This is a genomic window from Pedobacter psychrophilus (genome assembly GCF_001652725.1).
Classification (GTDB): Bacteria; Bacteroidota; Bacteroidia; order Sphingobacteriales; family Sphingobacteriaceae; genus Pseudopedobacter; species Pseudopedobacter psychrophilus.
In genome coordinates this window covers 301,522-318,322 of the sequence record NZ_LWHJ01000028.1, presented here as the reverse complement: position 1 = coordinate 318,322, position 16,801 = coordinate 301,522, and the positions used below count along the sequence as shown (strand labels likewise).

The following is a 16,801-nucleotide window of genomic DNA, read 5'->3' as shown; positions in this document are numbered from 1 at the left end:
ACTCTGTTTTCTCTGTGCTTTCTCTATTAACTCTGTGGTTAATAAAACCTAAAAAGGCAAATCATTTTCAGTATCATCAACCGCATATTTGCCGCCAATCTCTGGCTTCGGCATTTCTTCTAAATCTTTATTTTGATGACCAGAAGCTTCGTTATTCTCAAAATCCGTTTTTCTCCCTAAAAGCGTAAAATTTTCTGCAACTATCTCGGTACTGTATTTTTTATGTCCTTCTTTATCCTCATAAGAACGAGTTCTTAATTTACCTTCAATATAAACCAATTTACCTTTAGCCAAGTATTTAGAAGCAATGTCTGCCAAACCACGCCACATTACTATATTATGCCATTCAGTTTGTTCAATTCTTTTACCATCCTTATTGTAAGATTCTGAGGTGGCCAATGGAAAACTTGCTACAGAAACATTTCCATCTAAATGACGTACTTCTGGGTCTTTGCCCAAATGTCCTACTAAAATAACTTTGTTAATTCCCGACATAATTATTGACTTAATTTTAATCAATTTAGGAAATTTTTCAGATACTCAGAAATTAATTTAGGCATTCCATAATCAGAAATTTGCGTTTTTTTAATCTTTAACCAACCATTCTTTTCGATAATTGATGGATTATAATTATTTAAATGTACAAATCTGGCATAAATTCTTTGATGTGTTAATATATGCTTAATCTCTTTCGAGCTTTTTTGGATAACAGTTTTATCATTAAACCAATTTGTAAAATCAGGATGATTTAATAAAACTTCTAATTCTGTTCGTTCAGGAAATTCTATTGCAGGTAAGTCATGTAAGCCAGCCCAAATATCAGTATTATCACGTCTTTTGATTAAGATTTCATCTCCGTCATCAATCAGGAAAAAATTAAAGTAACGTTCTCTAATTTTTAGCTTTTTTAGTTTTATTGGTAAATCGTTAATTCTGTGATGTTGATAAGCAAAGCAAGAACTTTGAAATGGACAAATAGAACAATTAGGGCTTTTAGGTTTACATTGTAAAGCACCAAACTCAATCATCGCCTGGTTATGTTCACCAGCATTTTTAGTATCCAACAATTCATCGGCTATAGCTTGAAACTCCTTTTTACCCAACGTTGAGTTAATAGGTGTTGAGATTCCAAAATATCTGGAAATTACCCTGTAAACATTACCATCTACTACGGCTTTTGCTTCGTTTGATGAAAAGGAAGAAATTGCTGCTGCTGTATATTCTCCAATTCCTATTAAGGTTATTAAATCGGCGTAAGCCTGAGGAAAAATACCATTAAAATCCCTTTGGATAACCTTAGCTGTTTTTAGCATATTTCTTCCTCTAGAATAGTAGCCTAACCCTTGCCACATTCTTAAAATCTGATCTTCAGAAGCATTTGCGAAACTCTCAACATTAGGATATTTCTCAGAAAATCTTAAATAATAGGGCAAACCCTGTTCTACTCTAGTCTGTTGAAGTATAATTTCAGAAAGCCAAATTAAATATGAATCTTGTGTATTACGCCATGGTAAATCCCTTTTATTGTTTCTATACCAGCTAATTAGCACATTAGAAAAGCTCATTAATGTAAAATTTTAATAGCAAAGATAGCCTCAAAATGCTTAATGGTTGTATAGTAAGGGGTTGAAATAAATAAATTTGCTATTTATTTCCCAAATTCAACTAAAAGCAATACTTTTGCAACCCCAAATAGGTGCATTACGCAAAGTAAATTTTAAAGGAAAATATATAATGACAAAGGCAGAAATTATTGCAGAAATTGCAGGAAAAACCGGAATTGAGAAGGTTGATGTACAGGAAACTGTAGAGGCGTTTTTTAAAGTTGTAAAAAATGCAATGGTAGGCGGTGAAAACGTTTATGTAAGAGGATTTGGTAGTTTTGTAGTTAAAAAGAGAGCTAAAAAAACGGCTAGAAATATTTCAAAAAATACAGCAATTATTATCCCAGAGCACTTTGTGCCAAGTTTTAAACCTGCAAAAGTTTTTGTAGATAAAGTAAAAACAGGAAACAAAGCCTCTATCAAAGCTTAATTATGTTAAAATCTAAACAATATATTTTAATAGCATCAGTAGGTTTATTGATGGTTATTTTATATAATTTAGATATTAAAGGATTAATTAAACCAAAAGAAGATCGCGGTATGCAAACTACCGCAACTTCTACACCAGAAAATGTTTCTGATATTAGCTATAAAAGTGTTTCTGCTATTTCTAAAGAAATGATTAGCGCTAGTTTAGTTTCGGATATAGAAAAGTTAGAAACTAGTGCATTGAATGAATCAGGCAGTGAATTGATAAATTTGCAGAAACAAATAGCCCAAAAATGGGATGATGTTAATCAGCCTGCTGCTGCAGCTTTTGCTTACGAATCTATCGCAAAAAGTGAGTCTAATTATAATAACTGGTTAATTACTGGTGATAGATTTACTGACGGCTATCAAAACTTTAAAGATACAACCGCTACTGCAGGTTTATTAAATAAAGCAATTGAGGCCTACAATAAAGCGCTAGAGATTAATCCAAAAAGCTTGGATGCACAAACAGGTTTAGGAGTTGCTTATGTAACTGGTACACAAAATCCTATGCAAGGAATTCAATTGCTACTTGGTGTAGTAAAAGAAGAGCCAAAAAATTTGAAAGCAAACATGAATTTGGGTATGTTTTCAATGAAATCTGGTCAATTCCAAAAAGCAGTTGATCGTTTTAAAACAGTATTAGATGTTAAAGCTACGCCAGAAGCATGGTTTTACCTTGGTACTAGCTATGAAAATTTAGGAATGAAACCTGAAGCGATATTAGCTTATCAAAAAAGTAAAGAACTGGCTGCAGACCCAAGCTTAACGGAGTTTGTTGACAGAAAAATAAAAGAATTAAATAATTAAATAAAACATTAAAATTTTAAGATTATGCCAAGCGGTAAAAAAAGAAAAAGACATAAAATGGCCACCCATAAACGTAAAAAGCGTTTAAGAAAAAATAGACATAAGAAAAAATAGGCTATCATCTTTATAGCTTATAACAGGAAGTATTTATTTTAAATAAAGTAAATACTTTTTCTGTTATGTCTTATTTTTTAATATTTCCTCTGTTGTATAAAAAGGTAATTTATATGCCTTTTTTCTAAAAATTAGCTGGTGGTAAAAGAATTAATCATTAATTCGGCCCCAAGTGGGGTTACGATTGCATTACTGCAAGACAAGCAACTCGTAGAAATTAACAAAGAGCAAATTAACAACAGTTATGCTGTTGGTGATATATATCTAGGTAGGATTAAAAAAATCATGGCTGGACTTAATGCTGCTTTTGTTGATGTTGGGTATGAGAAAGATGCTTTCTTACATTATTTAGATTTAGGCCCGCAAGTACAATCCTTGCAAAAACTGACTAAACAAGTCCGTGGAAATGCCTATAAAAATCATTTATTAGATAATTTTGAAAAGGAAACTGATATTGATAAATCTGGTAAAATATCATCCATTTTAACTAAAGGTCAGTTTTTACCTGTTCAAATTTCTAAAGAACCAATTTCTACAAAAGGCCCAAGATTAAGTGCTGATCTTTCCATTGCTGGTAGATTTGTTGTTTTAGTGCCGTTTTCAGATGTAATATCTATCTCAAAAAAGATTAGAAGTAATACGGAAAGAACTCGTCTAAAAAAAATTGTTGAGGGTATAAAGCCTGCAAATTTTGGCGTTATCATAAGAACTGTATCTGAACAAAAAGGGGTTGCAGAAATCCAAAAAGATTTACTAGACCTTATTTCTAAATGGGAAAGTTTTATGAAAAAACTTCCTACTACAGATCCATCCAAAAAAATATTAGGCGAAATGGGTAGAGCTTCTACCATTTTAAGGGATATTCTTAATGATGAGTTTACAAATATATATGTTGATGATAATTCTATTTACGAAGAGATAAAATCTTATGTACATGAAATCTCTCCTGAACTTGAAAAAATCGTTAAACATTATAAAGGTAAGGAACCAATATTTGAGCACTTCGGGATTGAAAAACAGATTAAAGGCTCGTTTGGTAGAACTGTAAATCTTGCTGGTGGCGCTTACCTTGTTGTAGAACACACAGAGGCTCTACATGTAATTGATGTAAATAGCGGAAACCGCACTGCAAGTCCAGAAAATCAAGAAGAGAATGCTTTCATGGTTAATAAGGAGGCTGCAAAAGAAATTGCTCGTCAATTAAGGCTAAGAGATATGGGCGGAATTGTTGTTGTTGATTTTATAGATATGCATAAAGCGCCAAATAGAAAAGATCTTTTTGACTATTTAAGGTCTGAAATGAATTATGATAGGGCTAAACATACTATTTTACCTCCATCTAAATTTGGATTAGTACAAATTACTCGTCAAAGAGTAAGGCCTGAGATGAATATCGTTACCAATGAAAAGTGCCCGTCTTGTGATGGTACTGGAGAGATTAAAGCAAGTGTTGTTTTATATGATGAAATAGCCTCTAATTTAGATTATATTTTAAACGAGCAAGCCGAAAAGGGTATTACATTATGTGTCCATCCATATATTGCTGCTTATATTAAAAAAGGATTTGTTTCACAACAAATGAAATGGTTTTTTAAATATAATCAGTGGATAAAAGTTAAGGAAGTTCCATCCTATCATTTAACAGAATTTCACTTTTTAAGCGCTAAAGACGAGGAAATTAAACTTTAGTTCCAGGTTTTGGCCAATATAATTTTAGAAGCATCAATCATTAAGGTTGATGCTTTTTTGTTTAATGTTTTTTATATCTTAAACTAATTATGAGGGCTGTTATACAAAGAGCAATCAATGCAAATTGCAAAGTAAATAACGTTATTACTGGAGAAATAAAAATCGGATTTGTAGTTCTTCTGGGGATTTGTAATGATGATAATGAAGAAGACATAAAATGGCTCGCTCAAAAAATTGTGAATTTGAGAGTATTTTCTGATGATGAAGGTTTAATGAATAAATCTTTATCTGATGTTGATGGAAACATTCTTTTAATTTCTCAGTTTACCCTTTTTGCACAAACTAAAAAAGGAAACCGTCCATCTTTTATTAATGCGGCTAAGTCTGATATTGCCATTCCGATTTATAAAAAGATGATTTTGGAGATGAATAATTTACTTGGAAAAAAAATATCTAAAGGTGTTTTTGGTGCTGATATGCAAATAAGTTTAATAAACGATGGACCAGTAACCATAATTATAGATACAAAAAACAAAGAATAAAATGACTTTAAAAGAAGCTCAAGGACTGGTGGATCAATGGATTAATACAACAGGTGTTCGTTACTTTAATGAATTGACCAATACAGCCATTTTGATGGAAGAAGTTGGCGAGGTTGCCAGAATTATGGCCAGGAAATATGGAGAACAATCTTTCAAAAAGACAGATGAGGCTATAAATTTACCGGATGAAATGGCTGATGTTCTGTTTGTTTTGATTTGTTTGGCTAATCAAACCGGAATAGATTTAACTGATGCATTAAATAAAAATCTCGAAAAAAAGTCCATTCGAGACATCGATAGACATAAAAATAATCCAAAACTAAAATAATAAAAAAAGGAGTTGAAATTCAACTCCTTTTTTGTTGCTGATTAATATAATAATTAACCTGCTTTTAAAGCCGCTATTGCATCCTTAACTTGTTGGTTGTTTGGATCTAATGCTAAAGCTTTATTAAAGTTTTCCATAGACTTTTGCTTATCAGATTTAATATAATAAGCGCCTATAGAGGAATAAGATTCCACTAAATTTCTTTTATCAGCTGCTGTCTGTTCTGTTTTAGCTAATGTAAGTTCAACTAACTTATCATAAGCTGCTTTAACTTTATCGTTTTCATTTACAGGATTTAAATAATACTCAACCCTTGCTAAATATAAATAAGCATCAATATTATTAGCAGTAACAGCAACATAATTAAATGCACTATCTGCATCTAATAAAGTTTGCTTCATTCCTACCTCATCTTTAGAGTTTTCTCTAACCATCGCAGCGTAAGAGAAGTAATTAGAATATCCTAAATAAAACCAGTCCTTTAAAGTTGCTTTTGGTAATTTAGTTAGCCTATTATAGTATTCTGCAGCTTTAATATATTTTTTACTTGAAAAATAAGTAGATGCTATAGTTCCTAAAACTTCTGTATTAGCAGTATCTAATTTAGAAGCTTGGATATAATTTAGAATCGCTAAAGAATCTTGTTTTAAAGTACCATAAGCTTTACCAATTTTTAAATAATCATCAGCAATTACTCTACTTGGTTCAATTTCTTTAACAAAAGAATTTAAAGCATCTAATCCTACTTGACTGTTATTGTTTTCTACAGCAGCATACCCTTTAAACCTCTTAGCTAAAATATAATCTTTGTTATATGCTGGAGAGCTGATAAAATCATTTGCACTTTTTTCAAGTCCAGCAAAATCTCCTGCATTGAATAAGAAAATCAAATATCTATATTGTGAATCTGCTGATCTATCTGTTAAATCTAAATATTTTGAGTAGGCATCTTTTGCTTTAGGCAATAATTCCGCTTTTTTAGCAGGAAATGCAGAAGCCCAACGGTAATAATTTTCTGCCAAAGCTCTGTAGGCAGGACCAAAATTAGCGTCTTTACTAATTACACCTTTCAATGTACTTTCAGACAATTCAAAATTAAAAGCTTGAGTCCATATTTCACCAATATTTACTTCTACACTAGGTAAATTATCTTTTAAAGTCATTGCTCTTTGATATTCAGCAACCGCTTCACTATTTTTCTTTTCTGCCTTGTAGGCATTTCCCATTGCAATGTGTAATTCTGGATCCTTTTCACCATTTTCTTTGGCTTTTTCAAACCATTCAAAAGCTTTTGGTAAATCTCTAGATGGCTCATAAGTATATGCTTCACCTATATAAACATATTCTAAGTAATCCTTCTTCCTCATTTCTTCGGTTGCTTTAGAAAAATTAGCTTGAGCTGCTGCCGCATTTTTATTGAATAAATCAACAGTACCTAATCCAACATAATTGAGCGTAAACTTACTTTTATCATCAGCTGCAATTCCTTTTTGAAAAACTGCTTTTGCAGAATCTGGCATATTTAATCTTAAATACAAATCACCATAGTAAAAATAGTTTTCTGGTGTTCCCTGATTTTTAATAAGGTTTGCAAATAATGATTTCGCTTTTTGATATTGCTCTGCAGTAACCGCTTTTCTAGCATCTTCTAAACTTTGTGCTATCGTGATAGAACCAATAAACATCATGCTTAAGGTTCCTATAGTTATCTTCTTAATAATATTCATAGTTCAATTATATAAAAAAAATTTAATTTCTAATTTTAATTTGTCTACTTGGTAAAGAATCTGGTGCCAATCCTGACTTTAATATGATTCTTTGACCTAACTCACTAGCAACGAAAGATGCAAAACCTGTGCCTAAACCTGCTTTGCCCTGACAATTTACAATGTATAAATCTCTTATCAATGGGTAATTATTAACTTTTAAATTACTTTGGGTAGGCTTTTCGTAATTTTTACCATCGCCTTTAACTGCAATAAACTTTAATTTTTCTACCTCCTCTGCAACATCGGGTGTAGGTCTTTTCATCCAAGCAACACTTACAATTCCTATCGCATTAGGGTTATTAACTATATACTTAATTACTTCCTTATTAGATTTTAAAGCATAAACATTCTTTGGAAAACTTTTAACGTTAGTAAGCTTCATTAAGTATTCAACAGTACTTGATTTTGGATTATCAAATACAATTGATGTATTTTGTTTATAGGTACCTAAAAGAGCTCTTTTTAATTCCTCAATTGTAATCAAAGAATCTTGGTTTGATTTACCAGTAATCAAAGCGATGCCATCAATTGCAAATTTGGTATATCTAATTATAATTTTTTTATCTTCATAATACTTAGCCTCTTTTTCACTAAGTTTTCTAGGAAGTATAGCCACATTAATACTATCGTTAATAAAAAGTTCTAAAGCATCGTTTAAAGGTTTATATACTATGTCGATTTTAGCTCTTTGATAGTTCTCAGCAAAGATTTGATATTCATCATCAATGATAGGGTAAAGAGATTCGTCTGCTACCATTATCGCTTTACCATATGTAATTTCATTAGTACTATCAGATATAGTTTGTTGCCTACATGATAAGATACTGAAAAGAAAAGATATCATTATAAAAGCTAAATAGCCTTTTTTAATCATGTTGTTGATTTTTTATTAAACGTACAAATCTGAAAAATGAATATACAATTAGTAATAAGCCAAAGGATATCTTCCATATTTTGTCCACTCCATACAGTAAAGGAAACTTATCCCAGAAGATAATACAAATTCCAATTGAGAAGTAAACAGCAAACATGATAAGTCCTAAAATGAGCAGAAATCGCTTTGTGGGCGATTTCTGTCTATCTCTGAATTTTTGATATGCCATTAAAGCAAATTAATTTTGCAGTTGGAAGAAAATTGGAACAGTGTAAGAAACACGTACTGGCCTTCCATTTTGAATACCTGGAGTCCATTTTGGAGAAGTTTTTAAAACTCTTATCGCTTCTTCATCAGCTCCCCCTCCTATTCCCCTTACTACTTTAATATCGGTTAAAGAACCATTTTTCTCAACCACAAATTGACAATAAACCCGACCCTGAATTCCAGCATCTCTTGCTACAGGAGGATATCTTAAATTCTTCCCTAAATACTTACCAAAAGCCTCTAAGCCTCCAGGAAAAGATGGAAGTACTTCCACATTTTGAAAGATTTCATTGGTATCTTCCGTTTTTTCCTGATTTATTGGCCCTTCACCAACGGGTGTATTAATTACAATTTCTGCATTTGGATCACCTTTAATAGTTTTAGCACCAGGATCTGCCTTTTCCAATTCCTTGATCGTAGGAGGTTCTTCTTCAATTACCTCTTCATCTGGCTTAACTACCGGTGGAGGAAATTTAACCTGATCCACTTTTGGTGGTGGTGGCTCTACTGGCGGAGGTGGTGGTGGTGCTTTCTCATCAATAGGAGGAGGAGAGGCCAAAACCACTTCTGTTAATTTCTCCTTCTTAGAAGGATCTTCAGGTACAAAACCACTTAAAAATCTAGCAATTAATGGTGAGGCAATTGCTAATGAAAATAATACACAACCAATTATAATGGCTTTATTTGTGTTCTTATTATTTTCCTTACGAAGTTGATAAGCTCCGTATTCTTGGTTTCTACCCGCAAAAATTATATCTATCCACTTTTTGTCTAGGATATCTAGTTTTGACATAATATTTTATATTAGGGTGTAATATTAATTGAGTTATTATTCTTTAAAAGCTCCTTGATCTTTCATCAAACCTATTTCTGCATTTTCTACTTTATTGTTTATACCGTATGATGGAACATTTGCAATCTTAATTTCGTCCAAAATATCAACAAAGTTTTTATAAACAGATTTATCAGTAGGTTTAATGATAACCATTAATCCTTTTTCTGGATTCCCTGTATTTGCAATTACCTGTTTATTGTTTTCAACAAGTGATTTACGAATACCGTTCTTCCCGAAATTATCAACTGTTGGAGGATTATCACCAATTACGCCCATGTACCAAACAATTTTATTGTCTGATCCTAAAAGAACGGTCATTGTTCTTGAAGCCTTAACATCTAACTCTTCGTTCTTATCATTCTTATCAGGCATGAACATGTCCATTGCCTGAGGTTTGGCTAAGGTTGTAGTTAGCATAAAGAAGGTAATCAATAAAAAGGCTAAATCTACCATGGCAGTTAAATCTACCTTTGTGGATTGCTTTTTACTTCTTACTTTCCCGCCTTTCTTGTCCCCGCCGGAGGTGTCTAATTCTGCCATTTTTATTCAAATTAATTTACTCCTTCTAAAGAAGTTATCAAACTAAATTTATTAATTTCTTGATCTTGAAGGATATCTATTACCCTTCTAATAGTTGGATATTCTTCTTTAGAATCACCTTTAATAGAAAATCTTAACTCAACGTTATGCAATTCTTTATTAGCATACCTAGCTTGCAAAATCCATTGCTTTAATTGATTATTTTCTCCAGAATCACAAGGAATACCAGGTTGAGTTAATTTCATCCTTTCTGAATTATCCATTGCAATAAACTGCTTTAAACTGGCAATTGGAACTCCGAAATTATCTATTAAAGCAAAGCGTTTTTTTTCCTGATCTGTAAAAGTGATATTATATTGTTTACCTATACGATCTAAAGTATTTATTCTTACGTCTTGACCCACTACTCCAAAAAACACTTTATCCTCACCTACTGTAAGTGTAGATATATCTGTATCTGGCAGCTTAAAGGTTACTGTAGATGAAGGAATTTCTACAGCTAAAGCCTCAGGCTGACGAGCAGTTGCCGTTAAGATAAAGAAAGTAAGCAGTAAGAAAGCTACGTCACACATAGCCGTCATATCCGTTGAGGTACTTTTTCTTTTTATTTTTACTTTTGGCATCTTTTTATTATTTAACGATTGAACTTTAAAAACCTTATATATTACATATAAGGTTATTTGCTAAACTCTATAAAATTAATGAGTTGCAGCGTAAGTTTGAACGATAGAGAAACCAGCTTCATCAATTGAATAAGTTAAACTATCAATTTTAGAAGTAAAAAAGTTGTAAGAAATTACAGCCAATAAAGAGGTAGAAATACCCGTAGCTGTATTAATTAATGCTTCAGAAATACCATTTGCTAATTGTGCTTGATCTGGAGCACCTGCAGTAGCTAAACCAGCGAAGGCTTTAATCATACCTGTTACTGTACCTAATAATCCGCCTAAAGTACCAACTGACACTAAAGTAGCTATGATTGTTAAATTTTGTTCTAACATTGGCATTTCTAGCGCTGTTGCTTCTTCAATATCTTTTTGAATAGCTAAGCATTTTTGTTCTGTATCCATTACACTATCAGTTTCTACTTCCTTGTATTTTAACAAGCCAGATTTGATAACTGCTGCAACTGAACCTTTTTGTTTGTCGCACTCACTAATAGCGCCGTCAACATTTCTAGAAGTTAATAATCCTTGTACTTTTCTCACAAATGAATCTACATTACCTGATCCGGCTGCTTTACTAATAACAAAGAAACGTTCAATAGAAAATACAATTACCATTAAAAGCATTGACATTAAAAATGGTACGATATAGCCTCCTTTGTATATCATTCCGAAATAATTTCCTGGAAGTGGGTGACCTGTGTTGTCGCCTCCTTCAAAATTAGAGCCATTACCCATTACAAGTAAAAATAGAGCCCACCCAACAATAATGCAGATTATGATAGCTAATCCTGCGAAAATCCCAGAACCTTTAGAGTTCTCTTTCTTAGCCGTGGTAGGTTTTGGTGCGTTTGCCATTGTTTTTTAGTTTTTAGTTCTTAATTTGATTAATGTGTTTAATTAGTTTTTTTATGCGAATAACAAATTTATGATTTATCCTCTAATATCAAAATTTATAAAATTCTTATAAATGACAAATATTATAAGTAGATATTAAATTATAGTTAACAATAACGTTAAAATAAAAAAAGATTGCTTCGCACAAGCAATCTTTTACAATGAAAACCATTTTCGACTTAAAAAGCAAATTAAAAAAAAATTATTTTTGTCACAATAATATGGTTTGAGTAAATACTTCTTAATTTTTTGTCTCTTTCTTTATCAATTTTTAAAAGATTTTTTGTTTTAAGAGGTGTTTTTAAATTTGGTTAAACCAATATTATTTTAATTAACCTCCAATTCTTTTTACTTTAAATCCTTCAATAATTAAAAGATCCATAATTTTTTGCCTGAAATCTCCTTGTATTAATATTTCTCCATCTTTAACAGTTCCGCCAACTCCACATTTAGTCTTAAGCATTTTTCCTAAATCCTTTAAATCATCATCGGCACCTATAAATCCTGTAATTAAGGTTACAGCTTTTCCACCTCTTTGTTTTTTATCCAATTGGACCCTTAAATCTTGAAGTTTTGGAACTAATGTTTCCTGCATATTTTCTTCATCCAAATTTAATTGTGCGTCTGGATTTGTTGAATAAACTAACCCATCAAAACTGTTTAGCTTTTTTTCGTTCTTTTTACTGTGCATATTTATTATACTTTAAACAATTAGCTTTAATGCAAGGTGCTTTATACTAACTTTTAAATCCCTGCCTTTTAACAATGGTTCGCCATCTAAATGAATTGGGCCATCGGTTTCCCTTGAGATAACTGCATTATTAACTTTTATAATCTCTATATATTTTGATTGATGCGTGGTTTTAAAAAACATCCTAAAAGCCAATGCAGGAAAAATAAATAATGGGAATGGTTTAATGATACATAAATCTAACAAATTATCATTCAAGGAAGCCGCTGGTGCTATGTGTGCATTATTTCCATATTGAGATGAATTTGCTATACTTAACATAAAAGCCTGTCTTTGAATTGTCTTATCTTCAATTGTAATATTATAAGTTTGAGGCTTATAACTGCTTATCTCTGAAAGGGTAGATTTTATGTAATTTTTAAATCCTCTATTTGTGCTGTTAGCGAAATGAGCACTAATATGGGCATCAAACCCCATACCTGCCATATTGATAAATTTTTCATTATCAATTAAACCAACATCAATATCGATGGTGTTTAATAAGTTGATTTTTTTGATTGCTTTCTCATGATTTAAAGGAATTTTTAAAGTTCTTGCAAGCCCGTTGCCCGATCCACATGGAATAATTCCCATCGTTTTGCCAGAAGATTCTAAAATTCCAGCAACTTCATTTATAGTTCCATCGCCACCAACAGCTACTACTATATCATACTGATTATCAATTGCTCTTTTCGCTAACTCTTTAGCATGATTAATATAATTTGTATAGACAATTTTAGCATCAAATATCTTTAAGTTTAAATAATGATCAATTAAATTTGGGAAAAAGGTTTTATTTAATCCCCCTGAAATAGGATTTACGATGAAGAGGATTTTCTGTTTCAAAAAGTAAATAATTTATTAGTCACAAAGTAATCCTATTTTTCTCATAAAATAAAAATTGTTATACCTTTACATCATTATTAAGTGGAATGATTTGAAATGATTGCAACCACGTAAAAAAAATGCTAAACCATTATGCGTTAAGCCCCCTTGTTTGCAATCTTTATACTTTCCTAAATCAATAACAATTTAAAAAAATTAAATATGTCTTATTTATTTACGTCTGAATCGGTTTCTGAAGGACACCCAGACAAAGTTGCAGATCAAATTTCTGATGCTTTAATTGATAATTTTTTAGCTTTTGATAAAGATGCTAAAGTTGCCTGTGAAACTTTGGTTACTACGGGTCAAGTGTTTTTAGCCGGTGAGGTTAAATCTAAAACCTATTTAGATGTGCAAAAAATTGCTAGGGATGTAATCAGAAAAATTGGTTATACCAAAGCTGAATACATGTTTGAAGCAAATTCTTGTGGCATTTTATCTGCGATTCATGATCAATCTCAAGATATTAATCAAGGTGTAGACCGTAGCAACCCAGAAGAGCAAGGCGCTGGTGACCAAGGAATGATGTTTGGTTACGCATCTAACGAAACTGATAATTATATGCCATTAGCATTAGATTTGGCCCATAAATTATTAATTGAGCTTGCCGCTTTAAGGAGAGAAAACAAAGAAATTACCTATTTAAGACCTGACGCAAAATCTCAGGTAACTATTGAGTATAATGATAATCATCAACCTGTAAGGATTGATAGCATTGTGATTTCTACCCAACATGATGATTTTGACGAAGAAGCTACGATGTTGGCTAAAATCAAAAAAGACATCATTAGTATTTTGATTCCAAGGGTAAAAGCTTCAGTAAAACCAGAACTTCAAAAACTATTTAATGATCAAATTACTTATCACATTAATCCAACTGGTAAATTTGTAATTGGTGGTCCGCATGGTGATACTGGCTTAACTGGCAGAAAAATTATCGTTGATACTTATGGAGGCAAAGGCGCACACGGTGGTGGAGCTTTTTCTGGAAAAGATCCTTCTAAAGTTGACCGTTCTGCAGCTTATGCAACTCGTCATATTGCTAAGAATTTAGTAGCAGCAGGTGTTGCTGATGAAGTTTTGGTACAGGTTTCCTATGCTATTGGTGTTGCTGAACCTTGCGGTATTTTTGTTGATACTAAAGGAACAGCAAAGGTTAATTTAACCGATGGCGAGATTGCTAAAAAAGTAGAAAGTGTATTTGATATGCGCCCGTACTTTATAGAGCAACGTTTAAAATTAAGAAACCCAATTTATTCTGAGACTGCTGCTTATGGCCACATGGGGCGTAAAAATGAAGTAGTTAGTAAGAAATTTTATGCGGCTAACGGAGAAGAAAAAACCGTTGAAGTAGAATTATTTACTTGGGAAAAATTAGATTTTGTAGATAAAGTTAAAGACGCTTTTGGGCTTTAATTAAGATTTATACTATTTTATAATCAGCATCAATATTAATGATGCTGATTTTTTTTGAAAAAATTAATAAATAAGTTACTTATCTAAAATAACTCGCCGTCACAATTTCTGCATCACTAAAGCTATATTTTTCTATTGCTTCTTTTAATAAATAATCCCTTATAACGATGATGATTTTTGTGTCTGGAGAATAAATACGGTAATCATTTAATATTGAAATCAAATACGGCTCCAAGCCTTTATTTTTCAATTCGAGTTTACCAATCTCATCAATAATAAGCCATTCGGGTTTTTTTGGGATTGCTGCCTTTAAAATCTCGATGGCTTTCTCAAAAGAACTTTTTAAAAAAATAAAACGACCGATTACTTCAATTTCTTTATTCTCTCTAATATTGGTTTCAAAAGGATAATATTTATTTGGTTCTATATTATAAAGCATTCTTATTTCATCTACATCTGGAGTTAAAATCCCAAAAACATTATTTTCCCCTTTTATCCAGTTTAATAATGTTGATGTTTTTCCAGACTGAACACTCCCCGAAAATAAAAAGACTTTATTTTTCATAAATGCTCATCGCGATTAAATTATAGATGAATTCTTTGTAAACAGCAATTCCTTTTACATTGTTTTTTGCCAAACTAAGCGCCGGCTTAATATTACTTTTAAGGTTTGGAATAAGTTCTAAGATATTGGAAATATCTATTTGATATCTATTTTTTGTTTTGCCTAACCATTTAAAAAGTATCCATTTTAATATCGGACTCAGTAAAATCCAGGCAGCCAAAATCAATAATGTTCTGTAAAAAGAGGCTAACAACATATCTGATTTCAACATAATCGCCAAAAAAAGTATCAAAACCAAAAACATTAATAAGCCTAAATACTTCATCTTAAATATATTTTTCTCTTTTACTGAATGCGAAGAATCTAATCCTTCTAAGTTTGCATTCCTAATCAGCAAATATCTTTCATAAACATTTTTAGGGATTTGATTAGAAATGTATCCAATATAGATAGCCCATAAAAAATATATGGATAAATAGATGATAATTAAAACGTTAGTAGAAGAAACAAATGCCAAATGAAAATCCTTTAAAACGCTTTCTGTAAATTTATTAAATCCATTAAATAGGGATGATCCAAATAAAATATATACTACTAAAAGTTTTTGAATGGCGGTTTCCATTAAGCAGATAATTGCCGTTAAGTATCCGGCAATTTTTCGATTTTTTATTAAGCTAAAAATAACTGAGCCAAAAAATCCTTGAAATGCCACTGCAATATAAGCGTTTATCGGGCTTTGAGGGCTAGCAATAGCTTTTACGATTAAAACTAAAATTGTGGCATTAATAATGCTTTTTAAAGGTTTATCAGATAAATAAGCAATATAACTGATAATGATGATTGCAAAAGCAGCTAAGAAAAATCCTGAAAATGGTAATTTATAGGCGTGTAAAATACCACCCAAACCAGATTCGCTCAAAGCCCATAAAGCGGTAAGTTTATCTATATTTTGTAGTTTAGTGGGGTAAATATTTCGCTCATTAAACATCTAGCGACAAAAATACAATATGATTTATAATCAACATTTAATTAAACCAATTAAAAAAACCAAATGAAACAAATTGAAGAGAAGTATTTAGCAATTGATATAGGCGGTTCGCACATCAAATCAACCATTTTAAATATTGAAGGTAAAATGGAGATTGATTATCAAAAAATTGCGACACCTAAAAATGCAACTCCTGAAGATGTGGTTAATTCCATTGAGACTTTAATTAAAGAATTTCCTCATTATGATAAAATTTCTGTTGGCTTTCCCGGTTTTATAAAAAACGGAGTAGTTAAGACGGCTCCAAACCTTAATAACGAAGCATTTAAAAACTTCAATTTAAGTCAAGCTATTGCTTCAAAATTTAAAAAACCTGTCCGCTTGGTAAATGATGCTGATATGCAGGGCTTAGGTGTAATTAGCAGGGTAGGCTTAGAAATGGTAATCACTTTAGGAACTGGTTTTGGTACCGCTTTATTTATGGATGGAAAATTATTGCCTCATCTTGAGTTAGCACATTTGCCCATAAAAAAAGGTGATTATGATGATTTTATTGGGGATAAAGCATTAGATCAAGATGGAATTGACGTTTGGAATGAGAAAGTTAAATCCGTTTTAGAAACTTTTAGCACCGTAATTAATTACGATAGTTTGTTTTTGGGAGGCGGAAACGCAAAAAAAATAAATTTCACTTTAAATGATAATATAAAATTAGTAGGAAATAGAGACGGGATTAAAGGAGGAATTTTTCTTTGGAAGGAGGAAGATGGCTATTGTGTGAGAACGGTAAATCCGATATAAAAATCAAAAAA

Annotated in this window: 19 protein-coding genes; 7 read left to right on the top strand and 12 right to left on the bottom strand. The window is 31.6% G+C overall.

Annotated features, from left to right (window positions below):
• Window positions 1–48: 48 nt before the first annotated feature.
• Window positions 49–495 (bottom strand): single-stranded DNA-binding protein, encoded by a 447-nt coding sequence (locus tag A5893_RS12025; RefSeq protein WP_068822816.1) that lies wholly within the window; start codon window positions 493–495, stop codon window positions 49–51.
• A 20-nt stretch (window positions 496–515) separates the two neighbouring features.
• Window positions 516–1,565 carry an A/G-specific adenine glycosylase gene (gene mutY / locus A5893_RS12020; protein WP_068822815.1) on the bottom strand — a complete coding sequence of 350 codons (1,050 nt, stop codon included), beginning with the start codon at window positions 1,563–1,565 and terminating at the stop codon, window positions 516–518.
• A gap of 169 nt (window positions 1,566–1,734) precedes the next feature.
• Between mutY and A5893_RS12015 the strand changes: the two genes are divergently transcribed.
• The 5 genes from A5893_RS12015 (at window position 1,735) to A5893_RS11995 (ending at window position 5,558) form a co-directional block, all read left to right on the top strand.
• Window positions 1,735–2,034: an HU family DNA-binding protein gene (locus tag A5893_RS12015; RefSeq protein ID WP_068822866.1), complete on the top strand. Its 300-nt coding sequence runs from the start codon at window positions 1,735–1,737 to the stop codon at window positions 2,032–2,034.
• A gap of 2 nt (window positions 2,035–2,036) precedes the next feature.
• Window positions 2,037–2,885: a tetratricopeptide repeat protein gene (locus A5893_RS12010; protein WP_068822814.1), complete on the top strand. Its 849-nt coding sequence runs from the start codon at window positions 2,037–2,039 to the stop codon at window positions 2,883–2,885.
• Between the two features lie 252 nt (window positions 2,886–3,137).
• The gene (locus A5893_RS12005; RefSeq protein ID WP_068822813.1) at window positions 3,138–4,688 is read left to right on the top strand and encodes an Rne/Rng family ribonuclease; all 1,551 of its coding nucleotides are present in this window, start codon (window positions 3,138–3,140) and stop codon (window positions 4,686–4,688) included.
• 89 nt (window positions 4,689–4,777) lie between these two features.
• On the top strand, window positions 4,778–5,230 hold the full coding sequence (dtd, locus tag A5893_RS12000) for a D-aminoacyl-tRNA deacylase (protein ID WP_068822812.1): 453 nt from the start codon (window positions 4,778–4,780) through the stop codon (window positions 5,228–5,230).
• Between the two features lies 1 nt (window position 5,231).
• A complete protein-coding gene (locus A5893_RS11995) occupies window positions 5,232–5,558 on the top strand; it encodes a nucleotide pyrophosphohydrolase (protein ID WP_068822811.1) in 327 nt (108 codons plus the stop codon).
• A 53-nt stretch (window positions 5,559–5,611) separates the two neighbouring features.
• On the opposite strand, the gene A5893_RS11990 is transcribed toward A5893_RS11995, so the two are convergent.
• The 8 genes from A5893_RS11990 to A5893_RS11950 form a co-directional block, all read right to left on the bottom strand.
• Entirely contained in the window at window positions 5,612–7,285 is a 1,674-nt protein-coding gene (locus tag A5893_RS11990) for a tetratricopeptide repeat protein (protein ID WP_068822810.1), read from the bottom strand.
• A 22-nt stretch (window positions 7,286–7,307) separates the two neighbouring features.
• The gene (locus A5893_RS11985) at window positions 7,308–8,201 is read right to left on the bottom strand and encodes a PstS family phosphate ABC transporter substrate-binding protein (protein WP_068822809.1); all 894 of its coding nucleotides are present in this window, start codon (window positions 8,199–8,201) and stop codon (window positions 7,308–7,310) included.
• 238 nt (window positions 8,202–8,439) lie between these two features.
• On the bottom strand, window positions 8,440–9,261 hold the full coding sequence (locus A5893_RS11975) for an energy transducer TonB (protein ID WP_068822807.1): 822 nt from the start codon (window positions 9,259–9,261) through the stop codon (window positions 8,440–8,442).
• A gap of 36 nt (window positions 9,262–9,297) precedes the next feature.
• Window positions 9,298–9,843, bottom strand: coding sequence for an ExbD/TolR family protein (locus A5893_RS11970; protein ID WP_068822806.1), 546 nt, complete (start codon window positions 9,841–9,843; stop codon window positions 9,298–9,300).
• 11 nt (window positions 9,844–9,854) lie between these two features.
• Window positions 9,855–10,466, bottom strand: a complete 612-nt coding sequence (locus A5893_RS11965) for an ExbD/TolR family protein (RefSeq protein WP_068822805.1) — start codon at window positions 10,464–10,466, stop codon at window positions 9,855–9,857.
• 75 nt (window positions 10,467–10,541) lie between these two features.
• Complete coding sequence (locus A5893_RS11960; RefSeq protein WP_068822804.1) at window positions 10,542–11,366, bottom strand: MotA/TolQ/ExbB proton channel family protein; 825 nt, start codon at window positions 11,364–11,366, stop codon at window positions 10,542–10,544.
• A 370-nt stretch (window positions 11,367–11,736) separates the two neighbouring features.
• Window positions 11,737–12,096 (bottom strand): translation initiation factor, encoded by a 360-nt coding sequence (locus A5893_RS11955; RefSeq protein WP_068822803.1) that lies wholly within the window; start codon window positions 12,094–12,096, stop codon window positions 11,737–11,739.
• Between the two features lie 12 nt (window positions 12,097–12,108).
• On the bottom strand, window positions 12,109–12,981 hold the full coding sequence (locus tag A5893_RS11950) for a diacylglycerol/lipid kinase family protein (protein ID WP_068822802.1): 873 nt from the start codon (window positions 12,979–12,981) through the stop codon (window positions 12,109–12,111).
• Window positions 12,982–13,182: 201 nt separating this feature from the next.
• Between A5893_RS11950 and metK the strand changes: the two genes are divergently transcribed.
• Entirely contained in the window at window positions 13,183–14,436 is a 1,254-nt protein-coding gene (gene metK, locus A5893_RS11945; RefSeq protein WP_068822801.1) for a methionine adenosyltransferase, read from the top strand.
• A gap of 79 nt (window positions 14,437–14,515) precedes the next feature.
• Here the strand turns inward: metK and A5893_RS11940 are convergent, their stop codons facing one another.
• Together A5893_RS11940 and A5893_RS11935 are read right to left on the bottom strand one after the other, a co-directional pair.
• Window positions 14,516–15,001, bottom strand: coding sequence for a nucleoside-triphosphatase (locus A5893_RS11940; RefSeq protein ID WP_068822800.1), 486 nt, complete (start codon window positions 14,999–15,001; stop codon window positions 14,516–14,518).
• Window positions 14,991–15,989, bottom strand: coding sequence for a hypothetical protein (locus A5893_RS11935; protein WP_068822799.1), 999 nt, complete (start codon window positions 15,987–15,989; stop codon window positions 14,991–14,993). The genes A5893_RS11940 and A5893_RS11935 overlap by 11 nt, the downstream gene beginning before the upstream one ends.
• 63 nt (window positions 15,990–16,052) lie before the next feature.
• On the opposite strand from A5893_RS11935, the gene A5893_RS11930 reads away from it, so the two are divergent.
• On the top strand, window positions 16,053–16,790 hold the full coding sequence (locus tag A5893_RS11930) for an ROK family protein (protein ID WP_068822798.1): 738 nt from the start codon (window positions 16,053–16,055) through the stop codon (window positions 16,788–16,790).
• The last annotated feature ends 11 nt before the right edge of the window (window positions 16,791–16,801 follow it).